This is a genomic window from Arthrobacter alpinus (assembly GCF_001294625.1).
GTDB classification, from domain to species: domain Bacteria; phylum Actinomycetota; class Actinomycetes; order Actinomycetales; family Micrococcaceae; genus Specibacter; species Specibacter alpinus_A.
The window spans coordinates 3,149,512-3,163,942 of the sequence record NZ_CP012677.1; the positions used below are offsets into that span (position 1 = coordinate 3,149,512).

At 62.7% G+C, this 14,431-nt stretch carries 18 protein-coding genes; 10 read left to right on the plus strand and 8 right to left on the minus strand.

Features of this window, described 5'->3' with window-relative positions:
* Window positions 1-196 precede the first annotated feature (196 nt).
* The gene (locus AOC05_RS14295) at window positions 197-1,258 is read right to left on the minus strand and encodes a 2,3-butanediol dehydrogenase (protein ID WP_062007804.1); all 1,062 of its coding nucleotides are present in this window, start codon (window positions 1,256-1,258) and stop codon (window positions 197-199) included.
* A 242-nt stretch (window positions 1,259-1,500) separates the two neighbouring features.
* On the opposite strand from AOC05_RS14295, the gene AOC05_RS14300 reads away from it, so the two are divergent.
* Window positions 1,501-2,094 carry a MerR family transcriptional regulator gene (locus tag AOC05_RS14300; protein ID WP_231687120.1) on the plus strand — a complete coding sequence of 198 codons (594 nt, stop codon included), beginning with the start codon at window positions 1,501-1,503 and terminating at the stop codon, window positions 2,092-2,094.
* Window positions 2,095-2,225: 131 nt separating this feature from the next.
* On the opposite strand, the gene AOC05_RS14305 is transcribed toward AOC05_RS14300, so the two are convergent.
* Complete coding sequence (locus AOC05_RS14305) at window positions 2,226-2,915, minus strand: ubiquinone/menaquinone biosynthesis methyltransferase (RefSeq protein WP_062007806.1); 690 nt, start codon at window positions 2,913-2,915, stop codon at window positions 2,226-2,228.
* 115 nt (window positions 2,916-3,030) lie between these two features.
* Between AOC05_RS14305 and AOC05_RS14310 the strand changes: the two genes are divergently transcribed.
* From AOC05_RS14310 to AOC05_RS14325, 4 genes are read left to right on the plus strand one after another with little or no spacing between them, the layout of a single operon-like run.
* On the plus strand, window positions 3,031-3,924 hold the full coding sequence (locus AOC05_RS14310) for a DUF4031 domain-containing protein (RefSeq protein WP_062007807.1): 894 nt from the start codon (window positions 3,031-3,033) through the stop codon (window positions 3,922-3,924).
* 4 nt (window positions 3,925-3,928) lie between these two features.
* A complete protein-coding gene (locus AOC05_RS14315; protein WP_062007808.1) occupies window positions 3,929-4,363 on the plus strand; it encodes an ASCH domain-containing protein in 435 nt (144 codons plus the stop codon).
* A gap of 48 nt (window positions 4,364-4,411) precedes the next feature.
* Window positions 4,412-5,071: a pentapeptide repeat-containing protein gene (locus AOC05_RS14320; RefSeq protein ID WP_062007809.1), complete on the plus strand. Its 660-nt coding sequence runs from the start codon at window positions 4,412-4,414 to the stop codon at window positions 5,069-5,071.
* 58 nt (window positions 5,072-5,129) lie between these two features.
* Complete coding sequence (locus AOC05_RS14325) at window positions 5,130-6,746, plus strand: sialidase family protein (RefSeq protein ID WP_062007810.1); 1,617 nt, start codon at window positions 5,130-5,132, stop codon at window positions 6,744-6,746.
* On the opposite strand, the gene AOC05_RS14330 is transcribed toward AOC05_RS14325, so the two are convergent.
* Window positions 6,743-7,249, minus strand: coding sequence for a PspA/IM30 family protein (locus tag AOC05_RS14330; protein ID WP_062007811.1), 507 nt, complete (start codon window positions 7,247-7,249; stop codon window positions 6,743-6,745). The genes AOC05_RS14325 and AOC05_RS14330 overlap by 4 nt on opposite strands.
* Window positions 7,250-7,255: 6 nt before the next feature.
* Window positions 7,256-7,933: a hypothetical protein gene (locus AOC05_RS14335; RefSeq protein ID WP_197277834.1), complete on the minus strand. Its 678-nt coding sequence runs from the start codon at window positions 7,931-7,933 to the stop codon at window positions 7,256-7,258.
* Between the two features lie 40 nt (window positions 7,934-7,973).
* Here AOC05_RS14335 and AOC05_RS14340 point away from each other — a divergent pair, with 40 nt between their 5' ends.
* The 4 genes from AOC05_RS14340 (at window position 7,974) to AOC05_RS14355 (ending at window position 10,110) form a co-directional block, all read left to right on the plus strand.
* Window positions 7,974-8,375 carry a YccF domain-containing protein gene (locus tag AOC05_RS14340; RefSeq protein ID WP_062007813.1) on the plus strand — a complete coding sequence of 134 codons (402 nt, stop codon included), beginning with the start codon at window positions 7,974-7,976 and terminating at the stop codon, window positions 8,373-8,375.
* Between the two features lie 90 nt (window positions 8,376-8,465).
* Window positions 8,466-8,699, plus strand: a complete 234-nt coding sequence (locus AOC05_RS14345; protein WP_062007814.1) for a hypothetical protein — start codon at window positions 8,466-8,468, stop codon at window positions 8,697-8,699.
* Complete coding sequence (locus tag AOC05_RS14350; protein WP_062007815.1) at window positions 8,699-9,298, plus strand: HutD family protein; 600 nt, start codon at window positions 8,699-8,701, stop codon at window positions 9,296-9,298. Before AOC05_RS14345 ends, AOC05_RS14350 begins: the two co-directional genes overlap by 1 nt.
* 74 nt (window positions 9,299-9,372) lie before the next feature.
* On the plus strand, window positions 9,373-10,110 hold the full coding sequence (locus AOC05_RS14355; RefSeq protein ID WP_062007816.1) for a hypothetical protein: 738 nt from the start codon (window positions 9,373-9,375) through the stop codon (window positions 10,108-10,110).
* Window positions 10,111-10,115: 5 nt separating this feature from the next.
* Here the strand turns inward: AOC05_RS14355 and AOC05_RS14360 are convergent, their stop codons facing one another.
* Window positions 10,116-10,313 (minus strand): hypothetical protein, encoded by a 198-nt coding sequence (locus AOC05_RS14360; protein WP_062007817.1) that lies wholly within the window; start codon window positions 10,311-10,313, stop codon window positions 10,116-10,118.
* 437 nt (window positions 10,314-10,750) lie between these two features.
* Here AOC05_RS14360 and AOC05_RS14365 point away from each other — a divergent pair, with 437 nt between their 5' ends.
* Window positions 10,751-11,473 (plus strand): DUF222 domain-containing protein, encoded by a 723-nt coding sequence (locus AOC05_RS14365; RefSeq protein WP_062007818.1) that lies wholly within the window; start codon window positions 10,751-10,753, stop codon window positions 11,471-11,473.
* Between the two features lie 672 nt (window positions 11,474-12,145).
* Here the strand turns inward: AOC05_RS14365 and AOC05_RS14370 are convergent.
* The 3 genes from AOC05_RS14370 to AOC05_RS20215 are packed head-to-tail and all read right to left on the minus strand — an operon-like array spanning window position 12,146 to window position 14,299.
* The gene (locus AOC05_RS14370; RefSeq protein ID WP_335337597.1) at window positions 12,146-13,066 is read right to left on the minus strand and encodes a response regulator transcription factor; all 921 of its coding nucleotides are present in this window, start codon (window positions 13,064-13,066) and stop codon (window positions 12,146-12,148) included.
* Window positions 13,059-13,523: a sensor histidine kinase gene (locus AOC05_RS20210; protein ID WP_062007819.1), complete on the minus strand. Its 465-nt coding sequence runs from the start codon at window positions 13,521-13,523 to the stop codon at window positions 13,059-13,061. Before AOC05_RS20210 ends, AOC05_RS14370 begins: the two co-directional genes overlap by 8 nt.
* Complete coding sequence (locus AOC05_RS20215) at window positions 13,505-14,299, minus strand: sensor histidine kinase (protein ID WP_231687121.1); 795 nt, start codon at window positions 14,297-14,299, stop codon at window positions 13,505-13,507. Before AOC05_RS20215 ends, AOC05_RS20210 begins: the two co-directional genes overlap by 19 nt.
* Window positions 14,300-14,431 lie beyond the last annotated feature (132 nt).

Below are 14,431 nucleotides of genomic sequence, written 5' to 3' on the forward strand. Positions count from 1 at the left end.
GCGTGTCTTTAGTTGCTGTCGACTCTCATCCTACAAAGTTGAGTCTACTACGCTCAACTTATCTGTAGGTTATCTTATTCCAGATTCTTTTCGGCCGCGAACTGCGGCGCCATCCGGTGCCCGGAACACGAGAGGCGCCCGCAAACTGCTGATCAGTTTCCGGGCACCTCTCGCCATTTTGGGGATGACACGATGCCTAGGCGCGCGGATTCACGATGATTTTCACGTGGTGTTCATTGTTGTTGATTAACTGCTCAAACCCTTCGGAGACCAACCCATCCAGACCGATCCTCCCGGTGATGAATTTGGCCAGATCCAGTTTTCCACTTTGGACCAGAGCAATGGTGTCCGGGTGGTCGTTGGCGTACCCAATGGTTCCGCGAAGATCAATTTCCTTCAGCACCAGCTTCGGCATGTCCACAGCAGGCTTGTGGCCCCAGATGGACACGTTGACGACGACCGCGCCGGGGCGCACAGCGTCCAAAAGCATGTCCAGGACGGCAGGCACGGATGAGCATTCGAACCCGACGTCCGCACCCTGCCCCTTGGTCAGTTCGCGGATCTGGCTGGCAACGTCGCCCTCGCGGGGGTCAAAGACCGCGTCGGCAACGCCGGTTTCCAGGGCCTTCGCCTTGCGGGCCTGGGAAAGTTCGGAAATGTAAACGGTCAGGCCCTTGGCTTTCAGCACGGCCGCGGTCAGCAGGCCGATGGGCCCAGCCCCGCCCACAATGGCAACCTGGCCAGCCTTGGCCCCGGAACGAACGTAGGCGTGATGCCCCACGGACAGCGGCTCAATCAGCGCAGCCTGGTCCAACGGAATCTCACCAATGGGGTGAACCCATCGGCGTTCCACCACGATCTTCTCGGACAGTCCGCCACCGCGTCCACCCAATCCGATGAAGTTCATATCCTTGGACAGCTGATAGGGGGCACCTTCACTGGTGTCAACACCCTCGCCGATAATGTAGGGCTCCACCACCACATTCTCGCCAACGCTCAGGCCCGTCACACCCTCACCCAGCGCCGTGATGGTTCCAGAGAATTCATGGCCCATCGTCACGGGTGCGGATTCTCCCGAGATGGGGTGCGGGTGACCTGCGGGCGGAATAAAGATCGGCCCCTCCAAATACTCATGCAGGTCAGTGCCACAGATCCCGCACCAGGCAACGTCAATAGCCACGGTTCCTGGCTTCAGTTCCGGTTCGGGAATGTCCTCGATGCGGATGTCATTGCGATCGTAATAACGTGCTGCCCTCATGCTGGCTCCTCAAGCTTTTCAGTAATGAAGACTCGGCCAAACCACACGGCGACGTGCAGTGCAGTACTACCGGGTCCCGCGAAGTAGCTGACACTCTCTATGCTCTCGCATAAATCGCTGAACTAACCCAAAACGTGTGCGTGCTCTGGGTCACATTGAATGGACATGCCGACTCCAAGAGAGCCGGATCGGCTGGAATGGTCCTTGAAATTGACGCTGCGTCAACCTTTAGAGTTTCTTTCATGAACACCGAAAAAGCCCCTGTGGACTGGCCAGTTCAGCAAATCGCAGCCCAGGCGGGGACCACCTGCCGGACTCTGCGGCACCACCACACGATCGGATTGCTGACCCCGAGCCGCACTGCCAGCAACGGCTACCTGCACTACAACCAAGCCGCGCTGGTACGACTGCAGCGGATCCTGCTCCTACGCGAACTCGGACTCGGGCTGCCGGCCATCGCGGCCGTACTTTCGGCGGAAACGTCCGTGCCGGATGCCCTGCGGAGGCATGTTGCGTGGTGGGGCCTGGACACTACCCAAAAGCAGGCCTGGAAGGACAGTGTTGCGTCGCTGAACAACGACTGGATTACTGCCTCCACCAGCGGGGTGACACCGGATTCACCGCAGGCGCAGGAACTCGCCCGGAGGTACGTTCAGTGGCTGCGCTCCATACCCGGCACGCTTGCCACCGCACCCGGCGGCGATGTGCGAAGCTACGTGCTGGGCCTGGCGGAAATGTACGTGGCGGACGGGCGCTTTGGCGCAAATTACGGCCGCGCTGGCGGTGCCGGCCTTGTCCGGGGCGCGCTCGTCATTTTTGCCGAGCGGGGGCTGTAACGGCGCACCAGCCGCGGCCGGACGCCACCCGGAAAGCCCGGGGCCGCTGTGGTCATTCGATGGTGGCCGGCCATGGGCGAATGACCATACCGGCCCCTCGGCGGGCCGTAGGGCGACCAGCCCGGCACCTGTCAGCCAGGCTTGCTGGCGGTCCAAATCATGTTGGTGCCCATGAACTTCGGCTTCACCTGGACGTTCTGGAAGCCGGCCAGCTGGAAGCGGAGCCGCAGTGCTTCTGGGCTGAGGAATCCCAGAGTTGAGCGCACCAAGTACTTGTAGGCCTCCCCGTCCCTCCCTATGAGCGTCCCCAATGTCGGCACTACCACGCGCATTCCGAGGCGGATGAAGGGGCCCAGCCAACCGGAGGGAGGGGAGGTTTCAAGTGCGGCAAGCACTCCTCCCGGCTTCAGGACCCGGTACTGTTCTGCCAGAACACGGTCCAGATCGCTCACGTTTCGCAGCAGATATCCGTGCGTGACGCCGTCGAACTCACTATCTGCGAAAGGGAGCTCGTGTGCATCGGCAAACTGCCATTCGATGCTTGAATTGCCGTCAATTTGGCGGGCCATCTCCAGCATGGCTTCGGAAAAGTCGGCCCCGATGATGGTGGCGCAGGGGTTCAGTTCACGAACGGCTCTGGCGATGACGCCGGTTCCTGTCGCCAGATCCAGGTAGCTGCGCCCCGACCGTGAGCTTGCAAACTGTGCAAGGTCCCGGCACCAGCGTTTGTGTGAACCCAGCGTCATCAGCTTGTTCATCAGATCGTAGCGACGGGCGATGCCATTGAATGTTGCCTGGACGTTTGAGTCTTCGTTTCGCATGGCCGCTTGCCTTCACTTAGTTTTGCCGGACAGCTGTGAGTCTATGCGCGGCAACAGGGCCAGTCACCTCCACCCAGCTAAGGACCGCTGCTCCGAGCAGGCCTAAACTGAGGCCATGATCTTCATCGATCCTCCCTATTGGCCCGCGCACGGCACGGTGTTCTCACACCTCATTTCAGACACGTCGGTGCTTGAGCTTCACGCCTTCGCAGCAGCTGCCGGGGTGAGCGAGCGCGCGTTCGACCTGGACCACTACGACGTCCCGGAACGCCTCTACGTGGATCTCGTGACGGCAGGTGCGCTGCCGGTGTCCGGCAAAGATTTAGCCCGCACATTGCTAGCTTCTGGGCTTCGCATCAAGGCAAAGTACCGGGTCAAATCGGTCACGTCGGTGCTGGAACTACGCTGGAATGCGTTTCTGCCGGGGCATCGAGAGTTGGGCGCTGAGTTGTTGCGGCGCTGGAATGAGCCCCACCGGCACTACCATTCGGGCACTCATTTGCTGGCCATGTTGGAGGCTCTGGATCGCCTAACGGAGGGTGATCCGCCACGTACCGTGCTCATGGCAGCCTGGTTTCATGACGCCGTGTACAAGGGTGTAGCCGGGACCGATGAGCGGGAGTCCGCGGATCTGGCGCACTCACGCCTTGCCGGGTTACTGCCGGCCGCGGACGTGGCGGAGGCGGTGCGTTTGATCCTGCTGACGGCCACCCATTCCCCCAACCCGGGGGACGCCGACGGCGCCCTCCTGTGCGACGCGGACCTCGCCGTCCTGGGCGGGTCACCGGCGGAGTATGCCCGCTACGCGGCGGGCGTTCGCTGCGATTACGCCCACGTTCCCGCGGCCGACTTCACCAAGGGAAGGGCCGCCGTCGTGCACCAGTTACTGACCCTGGATCCGTTGTTCCACACGCACCGGGGGCGTGGTTTGTGGGCGGCACAGGCGCGCGCAAACCTGACGGCGGAATGGGTGGCGCTGAACCCGCCAAACGCCACGGCAGTACGCTGAAACCATGACCGACTACAGTTCCCTTCCCATTTGTGAGTTTGCGTTCCCCGGCCCTTTGCGGGACCAGCTTGTCGCCGCGATTCTTGACGGTTCCAAGACCTCCACCACCGGCACGCTCATTGAATACGAGGTCGAGCAGGAGGATCTGCCGACGGTTGGCTTGCAGGAGGTGGTCATCGATTCCGCGGCCACGCCCGTGGCCGTCATTGAGATGACGGAGGTGCGCCAGGCCCGCCTGGCCGATGTGGACCTTGCCCACGCGGTTGATGAGGGCGAGGGTTTCAGCACGGTGGCGCAGTGGCGGGCCGGGCACGAGGATTTCTGGCATTCGACGGACATGCGCCAGGCCATGGGCGATCCGGGATTCACCGTGGATGATGACACCATGCTGGTGCTCCAGCGCTTCAGGCTCGTGGCCCGAATCCCTGGCACTGTCTGAGAGGGTTAGCAGAATTCGCGTGCCGCCGCGGCTCTGTAGTCTTGTGCGATGGCTCCGAAAAAAGAACCTCGCGCACCCCGTCTCACCCCGCTCCGCCTGCACGACCTCGTCGAGAATGAGGATGCGTTCTTTGGCCCGGGCGACACCTACGACGGCCAAAGCTTTGAGCGCCCGGCCTTTGATGGCGCCGACCTCACCTCCACGGACTTCCTCGACTGCACCTTGCAAGGCCCCACGTTCAATGACGCTCAGCTGCGCGGCACCCGGTTCCGGGGCACCTCCATCATCGACAGCTTCGCCCCGGTACTGAAGGCCGCCCGGACCAGCTGGCGTGACGTTGAGATCACCACGCCGCGCTGGGGGTCTGCGGAACTCTACGACAGTACGTGGCAGTCGGTAAGGATCGACGGCGGCAAACTGGACTTCCTGAACCTGCGGGCCGCGAAAATCACCGACTTGCAGATCAGCGACTGCATCATCGGCGAAATGGACCTGGGTGGCGCCACGGTCACCCGCCTGGCACTGAAGAACTGCCGGATCGGGACCCTGGACATCCAGGCGGCCACCCTAAAGGACGTCGATCTGCGCGGCACAGACTTCCGCACGCTCAACGGCATCGGCTCCATGGCCGGCGTCGTGATTGACGACGACCAGCTCACCCTCCTGGCCCCCATCCTGGCCGCCCACCTGGGCATCACCGTGGCGTAGGGTGTCAAAGGTATGAGCGCGTTCTACGAGGACCGGGATACGCCGATAGACTCATTCGGTGAAGCCACGTCCTACCTCTGCTGAAATCGTCCTGGCCCGCCGCGGCGTGGCCGGTCACCGCCAATACCGCATCCCGGCACTGGCGGTGACCACGCAAGGAACCATCCTGGCAGCCTATGACGGCCGCCCCAACTTGGATGACCTGCCCAACCCGATCGACCTGCTGATCCGTCGCAGCACCGACAACGGTGTCACCTGGGGCCCACAGCAGACCGTGCGCACGGGCACCGGGCTGGACGGCTACGGTGATCCCAGCCTGCTCGTGGACAACACCACCGGCCGGATCTTCTGCTTCCACGCCGCCGGCACCCACGCCGGTTTCTTTGAGGCCGTCGAGGGGCTGGACCGCGAGGATGACATCCAACATGCCGACGTCAGCTTCTCCGACGACGACGGCGCCACCTGGCAACACCGCCGCCTCACCTCCATGCTCAAGCGGGAGGGTATGACGGGCCTGTTCGCCGCGGCGGGCGCCGGGATCCAAGTCCACACCGGTCCGTTCAAGGGCCGGCTGGTTCAACAGTTCGTGGTGCTGTTCCAGGGCAAGATCGTGGCAGCGAGCGCGTACAGCGACGACCACGGCGACAGCTGGACGTTGGGCGAATTCATCGCCGGCGGCAATGAAAACAAGGTGGTGTGCCGCAGCGACGGCTTCCTGCTGCTGCATTCACGTGCCACCCCGCACCGCCTCACGGCCATCTCCACCGACGGTGGCCGCTCCTACTCCCCCGCCGAACCGCACACCGAGCTGCCAGACCCCAGCGACAACGGCTCCCTGGCCCGCTTTGACGGCGTCCCTTCCGTCACCACACTGGCCATCCCGGAGACCGAGAACTGGCTCATCGCCACGCACAACCACGATTCGATGCTGCGCCGCAACACCGTCCTGAAGCTCTCGCAGGACGACGGCGCCACCTGGCCCTTCGGCGTCGTACTGTGCGCGGGAAGCTCGCAGTATTCCACCGCCGCCCGCCTGCCCGACGGCCGGATCGGCGTCTTGTACGAGCGCCAGGGCTACCAAGAGATCGTGTTTGCCGCCCTGGACCCGCAGGAGCTGCTGGACTCCCCCACCGCGTCCCTCACGCACGACGGCGGCACCGCCCGTGCCGGGGACCTCAGTCTTGACGTGGTGTTGCGTTCCATCACCCCCGGGCGCCCTGATATCTGGGAAAGCGTCGGAGAGAGCCATGTGCTGGCCCAGACCGACGGCGCCTGGGACCCCGCGGCCTGGAAGGAAGTGGGGCAGGGCTACACGGAGGACGCGCCGCAGGTACTCTCCAACCGGGAATCTCAGGATCTGAACTACGGACCGGTCATCCGGGGCTACAAGGCCGGGGATGTGCTGGCGTTCAGCGGGCGGGTGGCCAATGGCGGTGAATCTACGCCGTCGATTGCGGTGCACTTGTCCCCCGACTTGGGCGTTGTGGATCCCACGTCGCTGGCCCCGGACACCTCACTGGGCTTTACGGCCACCTACACTGTCACGGCACAGGACATCGCTGCCGGCAGCGCGATTGTGCGCTTTATCCTGGACAGTGCTGACGGGGCGGCCCAGAGCGGGGCCACCAAGGCGTTTGCCTTTGGCATGGTCTCGGGGAACGTCACCGAGACCTAGCGGACACGGTTCTGATCGGGACCGTCCAACTCGTCCAGGGACTTGGCAATGGTGTGCCGGGCCTCGGCGGCGATTTGGGCGGCCTTGAGTGTCTGAGCCGTGACGTTGAAGCCGGAAACCCTGGCCTGCAGCTGGGTCAGGGACGCGATCAGCATTGATTCCTGCTCGGCAAGGGCATCGCGCTGGGACAGAAGGTCGCCAAGCTGTTCGGCCATGATCAGGTGCCGGGCCAGCGCGGTCTGGGCCGCGACGGGGTTCCCGGCTTCCTGGCTGGTCGTTGCCTGGGCCTGGAGCGCGTCCATGGCCCGCTGAAGATCGGCGGCCTGGATGTCCAGGCGTTGCCGACTCACGGAAACATCGGCCACGCCCCGGCGCATGCTCTGCACCGCGGCGAGCTGCTTGAACTGGGCATCACCGAGGGTGAGCTGCCCTGGGGAGGCGGCTCCGGCGTCGTGCCCGGAACCCTTGGGAAAGAGCGCACGGAAGCGGGAGAAAACGCCCATGGGAGCCTAGGAACCGTCGCCGAGACCGGTGTAGGTGGCGGACCAGTTCTTGAGCATGGTTGCCTCGATCTCCAAGGTGCGGGTGAGGTCCTTGAGGTCCACGTCGACGGCGGGCGCGGCGGCGCTGGCCAGGGCGTTGCGAATACCTGTGGCCGTGTGGGTAATTTGCTCCGCCTGGACGCTGAGGGTCTTGGCATAGATGCCCCGCACGGCCGGGTCCGGGTCCTGTTGGGCCACCAGTAACTGGCTGTCCACCACCTGGGCGGACTGCTGCAAGGTACGGAAAATGGAGTCCAGGTTACCCGTGTATTGGCGCGTGGAACTGGCAACCTCCAGGCTGCGACGGGTAGCCTCCATGGCTTCCTGCAGGCGGATCCGCGCCTTCATGATCTCCCCGAGCGGCCCCGAGGTGGTCTCCGCACGCACCTTCATGGCGTTGCGCTTGGCGGACTCATACTTTGGCTTGGACAGCTTCACCAGGCCCAGGACGCCGCGGGAGACAAGCACGCCAACGGTGATGGCAACGCCCAGGACAATGGCGATGACCACCAATATGAGGATCAAAAAGACTGTGCCGAAATCCATGGAATCTTCGCTTCCTGCCCTCGTGTAACGGTGACGTTTGGTGGAAATTAGCCTAGCACCGCGGGCGTGGAAGCAGATAAGGGTAAACACTAGGGTCATCCCTGACGCCTCACCGCACCTTGTGGGGCACAATGAAAGCATGAAGACCATCCTGAACGTCATTTGGCTCGTGTTTGGCGGCTTCTGGCTGGCCCTGAGCTATTTTCTGGCCGGTATTGTGTGCTGCATCCTGATCATCACCATCCCGTGGGGCATCGCGTCCTTCCGTATTGCCGGCTATGCGCTCTGGCCCTTCGGCCGGACGGTGGTGGACAAGCCCGGTGGCACGGGCATCGCCAGCACCCTGGGCAACATCATTTGGATTCTGGTGGCCGGTATCTGGATCGTCATCAGCCACGTCACCACGGCGGTCGCCATGGCCCTGACCATCATTGGCATCCCCCTGGCCATCGCCAACATAAAGATGATCCCCATCTCCCTCATGCCGCTGGGCAAGGAGATCGTGCCCAGCAACCGGCCCTTCGTGAGCAGCTACCACTAGTCCAAGCACGACGACGGCACCTCCTCCGGGCTTTTGCGGCGCGCTGACCTCGCGAATGTGAGGGCGGACTTCGCCGCGTAAGCTGGTGATATGCGTAATAAGACCGCCTGGCTGGACGTTATCGTCAGTTTTGCCAGTTTTGCCTCCATGATCCTCGTGTTCACCCTGACCAGGTTCAACTTGCCGATCAAGATCCTGTTGGCGTTTGGCATCTCGGCGGCCATAACGGGAGGCTGGTCCTACTACAAGCGCAAGGCCCGGCGCCATCCGTCCGAGCCCAAGCGCCTGCACGTGTACAGCGTGAAGAATGTGGACGAAAAATAGTGGACATCATCAAGTACGCATCCTTGAAGGCCGCCCCGTGGGCCAATGGTGGTGGCATAACCCGCCAGCTTGCCTCAGGTTCCGCTGATCGGATGACGCTGGGCTCCGGCGACAAGGTCTCCAACGCCGAGCCGTGGGACTGGCGGATCAGCATCGCCGAAGTGGCCAAGGCCGGCCCGTTTTCCCCCATGCCGGGCATGGACCGGATCCTGACCATCATCGACGGCGAGCTGATAGCCCTGACCGTCGACGGCGCCGAGCATGCCCTGGAAAAGTACCGCACCTTCCGCTTTTCCGGTGATTTAGAGACCTCCGCAAGCCTGCCCACGGGCGCGCTCATGGACTTGAATGTGATGACCCGCCGCGGCTCGTTCAAGGGCTACGCCACCATTTTGGAACTGTCCAAGAAGCGTCCGCACCCGGTGTTCGCCGGACAGTTTGCCGTGCTGCTTCAGGGCTCCGCCACGGTTTCCGTGGACGACGGCGGCACCCCCGTTCCGCTGGGCAAGCTTGACACCGTGGTGGGTACCGAGGATGCGCCGGAGATCTCTGGCCGCGGTTTCCTGGCCGTGGTGAGTATCGACCGCGCTGAAGACTAGGCTCACCGATTCATCCCACTGGCTGAGGACTTCCCCGTACCTGCGGCCTAGGCTGGGGTTTATAGGGGGTACTTGTGAAACTTCGTTGGCGGGCCGCGTCCGCGGCCCTTGCGGCCGCGCTGTTATTGGGTGGACTGTCGGCCTGCACGTCATCACCGAGAACCAGCTATACGACCGCGTCCGGCGAGGAGGTCGCCGTCGACTGGAAGGACTTCCCGGCCCCGTCCGGCAATGAACCGGACCAGCTACTGAGGGCTCCTGTCGCGGAAGACATCGAGTCGGTGAGCGCCGGGATCCTGACGGACATCACGGCGGCCCTAACCCAGGAGTTCGGGCTGGCCTGGGCAACCTCGGGTGAGTCCAGCTGGCACGCCGGGGCCGGCAACGGCTACGGCGGAGTAGCCATGAGCACCACCTACAACTCGGTGTCGTGGGCCAGCGGCACGGTTCCGCCCAGCGCCGAGTGGGCCCGCGTGGTGGAGATCGTGAATGGCTTCGCCTCCGCCCGGGGCCTGGACAAAACCGGGCTGGAATCGCCGGAAACTTTTGTTTGGTTCGGCACCGCGTACGGCGACACCCAATGGGTGTCAGTGGAGATCCATGACGCCGCACTTGCCCCTGCTGGAAAGGCGGCATCCAACTATGCGCAGATCAAGCAACCTCCCGCAGCCATCTTCCTCAGCTACGGAGCCACAGCCCTCCCCCGGAATGATCGGCCGGCCTTTATTAAGGATCTGGAACCCTTTGCCGGACTGGAACGCCCGGAGTCGACCACCTCGGACAAGGTGCGGCCGCCGTTCCGAAGCGCCTAATACTCTTAGAGCCCCTTGTCCCACTCCACACGGACTTTCACGCCGCCAGCCTCTGTGTGTTCAATATGGGTCTTGATCTCGTTGGGCGCCGCCCCCATTTCCGCGATCTTGTGTTGGTACTCCCTGACCAGCTCGTCTAGGCTCTCCTGCGTCCATTCACCGGGACGGAGTCGGGTCGAAATTTCCACGTCGTCTGAACTCATTGCGGCAGCTCCCACTCCATAGTTGCTTCCTCAGTTGCTTCCTCGGTTGCTTCCTCGGCCGTGACGGCCTTGCCCCCACGGTAGGACGTTGGCGGCACCGGTGCAAGAGTACGCAACTGTTGAAAGTGACGATTCGTCCCACTCTGATGAGCATGTGGGCTGAGCCGACAGTCAGGAGGCGACCCGTGCAGTTGGCGATGTCAGGAGGTGGCGAAACTTCAAGGCGGATGTCGAACATTAAAGTTATAGAATTCTTTTTCTAGAAAATATTATTTCCTTAGGATATTGTTCGTAAAATTGTGGTATAAGTAGTCCGGTGCTGGTCCCCGGAGAACGGGGCGAGTCGCCAGCCGCACCCACTGCGGCGGAGCTAATCACAGCACTGACACTTTCCGGACATTTCCCGTTTCGACACCACCTCTGCCGGCTTACTGGGCTTGCCTGACTTTGCACCCTTCGCCGATCCGTTCGACCTGACGGGCGTGCCACGTCTAACGAAGGTTGAGGCGGCACGAACAGTCAGTGATGACTGTTTCGCTGCTCTGTCGGCGCTGAAGTCCTTGGAGGATGCCACAGCCGCGTTCAAGGCCGCCGTGATTGAACTCCGGTACTGCGCAACCCATGCCGAAGACACGGCCCTTGGTCTCGATTTATGGCAAAACACCTTGTCGGCCATGAGTTGCCGTGCAGAAATCGCCGCCGTCCTGACGGTGAGCGAGGGACAAGCCGGCGAGTTAATGGAACACTTGGCGACACTAATCCGGAACCTCCCGGCAACGTTCACGTCTCTTCGAGACGGTGCGATCTCTTGGGGACACGCCGTGGTCATCGCCGATAAGTCCCTGACTTTGCGTTCCTCTGGCATCCCGGAAGCCGCCATCACCGCTTATGAACAGACATTGCTTGGTAAAGCCGGCTGCACGTTGTGCTCCTTTAGGGACAAGGCTCGGCGGTTGCGGGAGAGAACCCAACCCGAATCGATCACTACCCGCACCAAGGTGGCCTACGAGCAACGGCGGATCGAGGTCCAACGCGTCCACGATGGCATGTCTTGGCTCAGCCTCTACCTGCCGGCACCCACGGTAGAGGGCATCTGGGATCAATGTACTTTCATTGCCAAAAATGCCCAACGTCCCAGCGAGGCCCGGAACCTCACCTAACTGCGAGCCGACGTCGCAGCAATCATCCGACTCGGCCAGGACTTCGCTGCCAATGGCATCAACTCTCACCAGTGCCCACACACCACCGAGAACAACCCACCGCAGGACGATCCACCCGGAATGGACGATGTGTTCAGCCGCCAAGGGTTCAGCACGGAACCTTGGACCATAGAAGACGGCAGCGAACCCGAGTTCCCCATTCCCGACCTCTGGGCCCCAGACCCGTGGCGCCCGGACTCCTGGATCACCGGCACCGCCGCGCCCAATGGTGGTCTCCCCGGAGTGGCGTGGTCGGGGTTGCCGCCAATGCCGGCAGTCATGCCCGTGGTGTTGATCCCTGCCCTGTCACTGATAGTCGTCAGCAATGCCCCCGCACTATTGGAAGGATACGGGCCCATCAGCATCGATATCGCCAAACGCCTCCTGGCCAACGCCTCATGTTTCTACCGGGCCTTTACCGATCCCCTGACGGGGGAAGCTCTAGCCCTCACCCCGGACACCCTCTGGGTAAGTAAAAAATGCGGACCATGCTGCAGGCCAGCAACGAATTCTGCACCTTCCCGGGCTGCACCGTTAAAGCCGTCCACGCCGGGCGCGATCACCTCACCCCATGGGATCAGGGCGGCAAAACGACCCCGGACGCCCCGGATGGACCTCCCCCACCGGCCGCTACTACCCCCCCCACCACCACCCGATATAACACCACCGAGCTACCCGAAATGGCTCATGAAGAAAATCAGCGCCAGAATCAATGCCGCCACCACGGCACCACTGAACAGTCGACGGCGACAGCTCCACGCCTGACCGGCCGACCTCAGCCCAGCAGAGGGCCTCCTCGCCGACTACCTCAGTGCTTGACCTTCGACTGAGGCACGCGGTACTCATGTGGTGGGCGCCTCCCATCATTGTTCGCTCACCCCAACAGACGTCGCTCGTAGACAAAGCGACGAGTTGGGGCCGGGCTCGCAAACCAAGTTTGTCCAAAACACTGCGCAGGTGGGTCTTGACCGTCGCCTCTGAGACGAACAAGCTCCCGGCAATTTCGCTGTTGCCCAGACCCTTGGCTGCCAGGAGAAAGACGTCACGTTCCCTTGCCGAGGGCCCTTCCAACACCGATAGATCGGGATCAGCAACGGGAAATGACCTGGCGGCGTGCGCGAAGAGCTCGTGGATTGAGCCGGGCGCAATAACCGAATAGCCCGAGTACACGGTGCGGATCGCCGCGAACAGAAACTCCGGCTCGGCGCTCTTGAGCAGATAGCCGCTGGCCCCCGCCTGCACGGCCTCAACCACTGCCTGGTCACGGTTGAAGGTGGTCAACGCAATGATCCGCGGCTTGTCGGTTCCCGCGGCCAGTGACTCTTCGGCGATGCGGCGAGTCGCGGTGACACCGTCCATGCCAGGCATTCTCAAGTCCATGAGCATGACGTCGGGGCAGAGTCGGGCGGCGAGCGCCACTGCTTCCTCGCCATCCCCGGCCTCGGCCACCAGCTCCATGTCCTGCTGGCTTTCTATCAGCATGCGGATGCCCGCCCGGAAAAGCTCCTGGTCGTCCACCAACGCCACCGTGATGGGGTTCGTTGAATCACCCACGACCAATTGCTTCCTGACGAACATCCCCGGCACCCAAGCCGATACGGTCTACCGCGTTTTCAAGCACCTGACCCATGCCGCTATGTTCACCCAGCCGGGTCCCGTAGGGGATGAAAAAGGTAACCCGGAATTGCGTCCCGTCGGGCCCCGCCGTCAGCCATCCTCCGGCCAGATGTGCCCTTTCCCGCATGCCGGCAATCCCCCGCCCCGTGCGGGTTTCCGGTGCCGCGCCCTGGCCACTGGTCGTGACCGCTGGCACGTCCGAGGAAATGTGAAGCGTCAGCCCTGGCCCTCTCCAGTCAAAGTGCACCCTCGCCGCGGTACCCAGCCCGCTATGCTTGAGCGCATGGGTCAGGCACTCCTGCACGATCCGAAACACGGCAACCTGGGCCCCGGTGGTCAGCTCCATCGGTGTTCCGGACTCGCTGTGGGCAATCCTCAGACTGCCTTGCTGCATCCTTTCCAGCAGGGCCGCACATTGCTGAGGCGAGGCTGGGGAGCCGCCACTTCGCCGTCGCCCACCCCTTCAATGACACGTTGGGCGTCCACCAGGGCACTGGGTGCAAAGCGGGAAATATTCTCTAGGGCCTTGCGCACAGGCGCGGGCTGATCCTCGCCCAAGTACATGGCACCGTCGGCCTGGGCGGCGATAACGGCCAGCGAATGGGCCAGCACGTCATGGAGGTCCCGGGAAATACTGGTCCGCTCCTGCTCGATGATCAGGTCCACTTCTGCCTCCAGCAAGGACGCCCGGGCCAGATTGCGGTCCTGGAACAATCCCCTTTGTTCCTCGAAGAGGGAAAGTAGCAGGCCCGCCGCGGCGCAGGCTGCCGCAATCATCAGCAGCAGCCCAAACACGGGCCAACCAAAGTTTTTGAATGTCGAAAAATCACCGTAGTGGCTGTTGTACCAGCCGACGCCTTGACCGTAGCGCCACGACAGCATGAGCACTGCCATGATGGCCGCAGACACCACATTGGCGGCTCCCGAAACGAACCGTTCCCTGCGGGTGCCGTTCCACTGGATGAACCCGAATGCAAGGAAGGAACCCACATAAATGGCCCAGTGGTTCGCCTCCATGGACGGGATGAGGTGGAGAAGCTGGCCCACCAACAAGGCAGTCGCCAGGCCCAGAGACACATAGGGTTTCCAGGCGGCAACCGCGAGAGTTGCCGTTGCGAACGCAAGTGGCAACGTTCCGTTCCAGGAGGGGAACCCTGGCCAGGGGCCCATTCGTCCGGCCTAGCCCACGCACCACAGAACGATGAAGACGATTGCCACCGCGGGGGCGCCCCAAAATCGCAAGACTCTCATCCGCTTTTCCATGTTTGCAACCGTATCCACGGCTTCAGCCGTGCCGGCGCC

Bases quoted from the DNA above. Each gene is read 5' to 3' on its own strand.
- AOC05_RS14295 (WP_062007804.1), bottom strand. From the start codon at position 1,258: ATGAGGGCAGCACGTTATTACGATCGCAATGACATCCGCATCGAGGAC.
- AOC05_RS14300 (WP_231687120.1), top strand. From the start codon at position 1,501: ATGAACACCGAAAAAGCCCCTGTGGACTGGCCAGTTCAGCAAATCGCA.
- AOC05_RS14305 (WP_062007806.1), bottom strand. From the start codon at position 2,915: ATGCGAAACGAAGACTCAAACGTCCAGGCAACATTCAATGGCATCGCC.
- AOC05_RS14310 (WP_062007807.1), top strand. From the start codon at position 3,031: ATGATCTTCATCGATCCTCCCTATTGGCCCGCGCACGGCACGGTGTTC.
- AOC05_RS14315 (WP_062007808.1), top strand. From the start codon at position 3,929: ATGACCGACTACAGTTCCCTTCCCATTTGTGAGTTTGCGTTCCCCGGC.
- AOC05_RS14320 (WP_062007809.1), top strand. From the start codon at position 4,412: ATGGCTCCGAAAAAAGAACCTCGCGCACCCCGTCTCACCCCGCTCCGC.
- AOC05_RS14330 (WP_062007811.1), bottom strand. From the start codon at position 7,249: ATGGGCGTTTTCTCCCGCTTCCGTGCGCTCTTTCCCAAGGGTTCCGGG.
- AOC05_RS14335 (WP_197277834.1), bottom strand. From the start codon at position 7,933: ATGACCCTAGTGTTTACCCTTATCTGCTTCCACGCCCGCGGTGCTAGG.
- AOC05_RS14340 (WP_062007813.1), top strand. From the start codon at position 7,974: ATGAAGACCATCCTGAACGTCATTTGGCTCGTGTTTGGCGGCTTCTGG.
- AOC05_RS14345 (WP_062007814.1), top strand. From the start codon at position 8,466: ATGCGTAATAAGACCGCCTGGCTGGACGTTATCGTCAGTTTTGCCAGT.
- AOC05_RS14360 (WP_062007817.1), bottom strand. From the start codon at position 10,313: ATGAGTTCAGACGACGTGGAAATTTCGACCCGACTCCGTCCCGGTGAA.
- AOC05_RS20210 (WP_062007819.1), bottom strand. From the start codon at position 13,523: ATGCAGCAAGGCAGTCTGAGGATTGCCCACAGCGAGTCCGGAACACCG.
- AOC05_RS20215 (WP_231687121.1), bottom strand. From the start codon at position 14,299: ATGGGCCCCTGGCCAGGGTTCCCCTCCTGGAACGGAACGTTGCCACTT.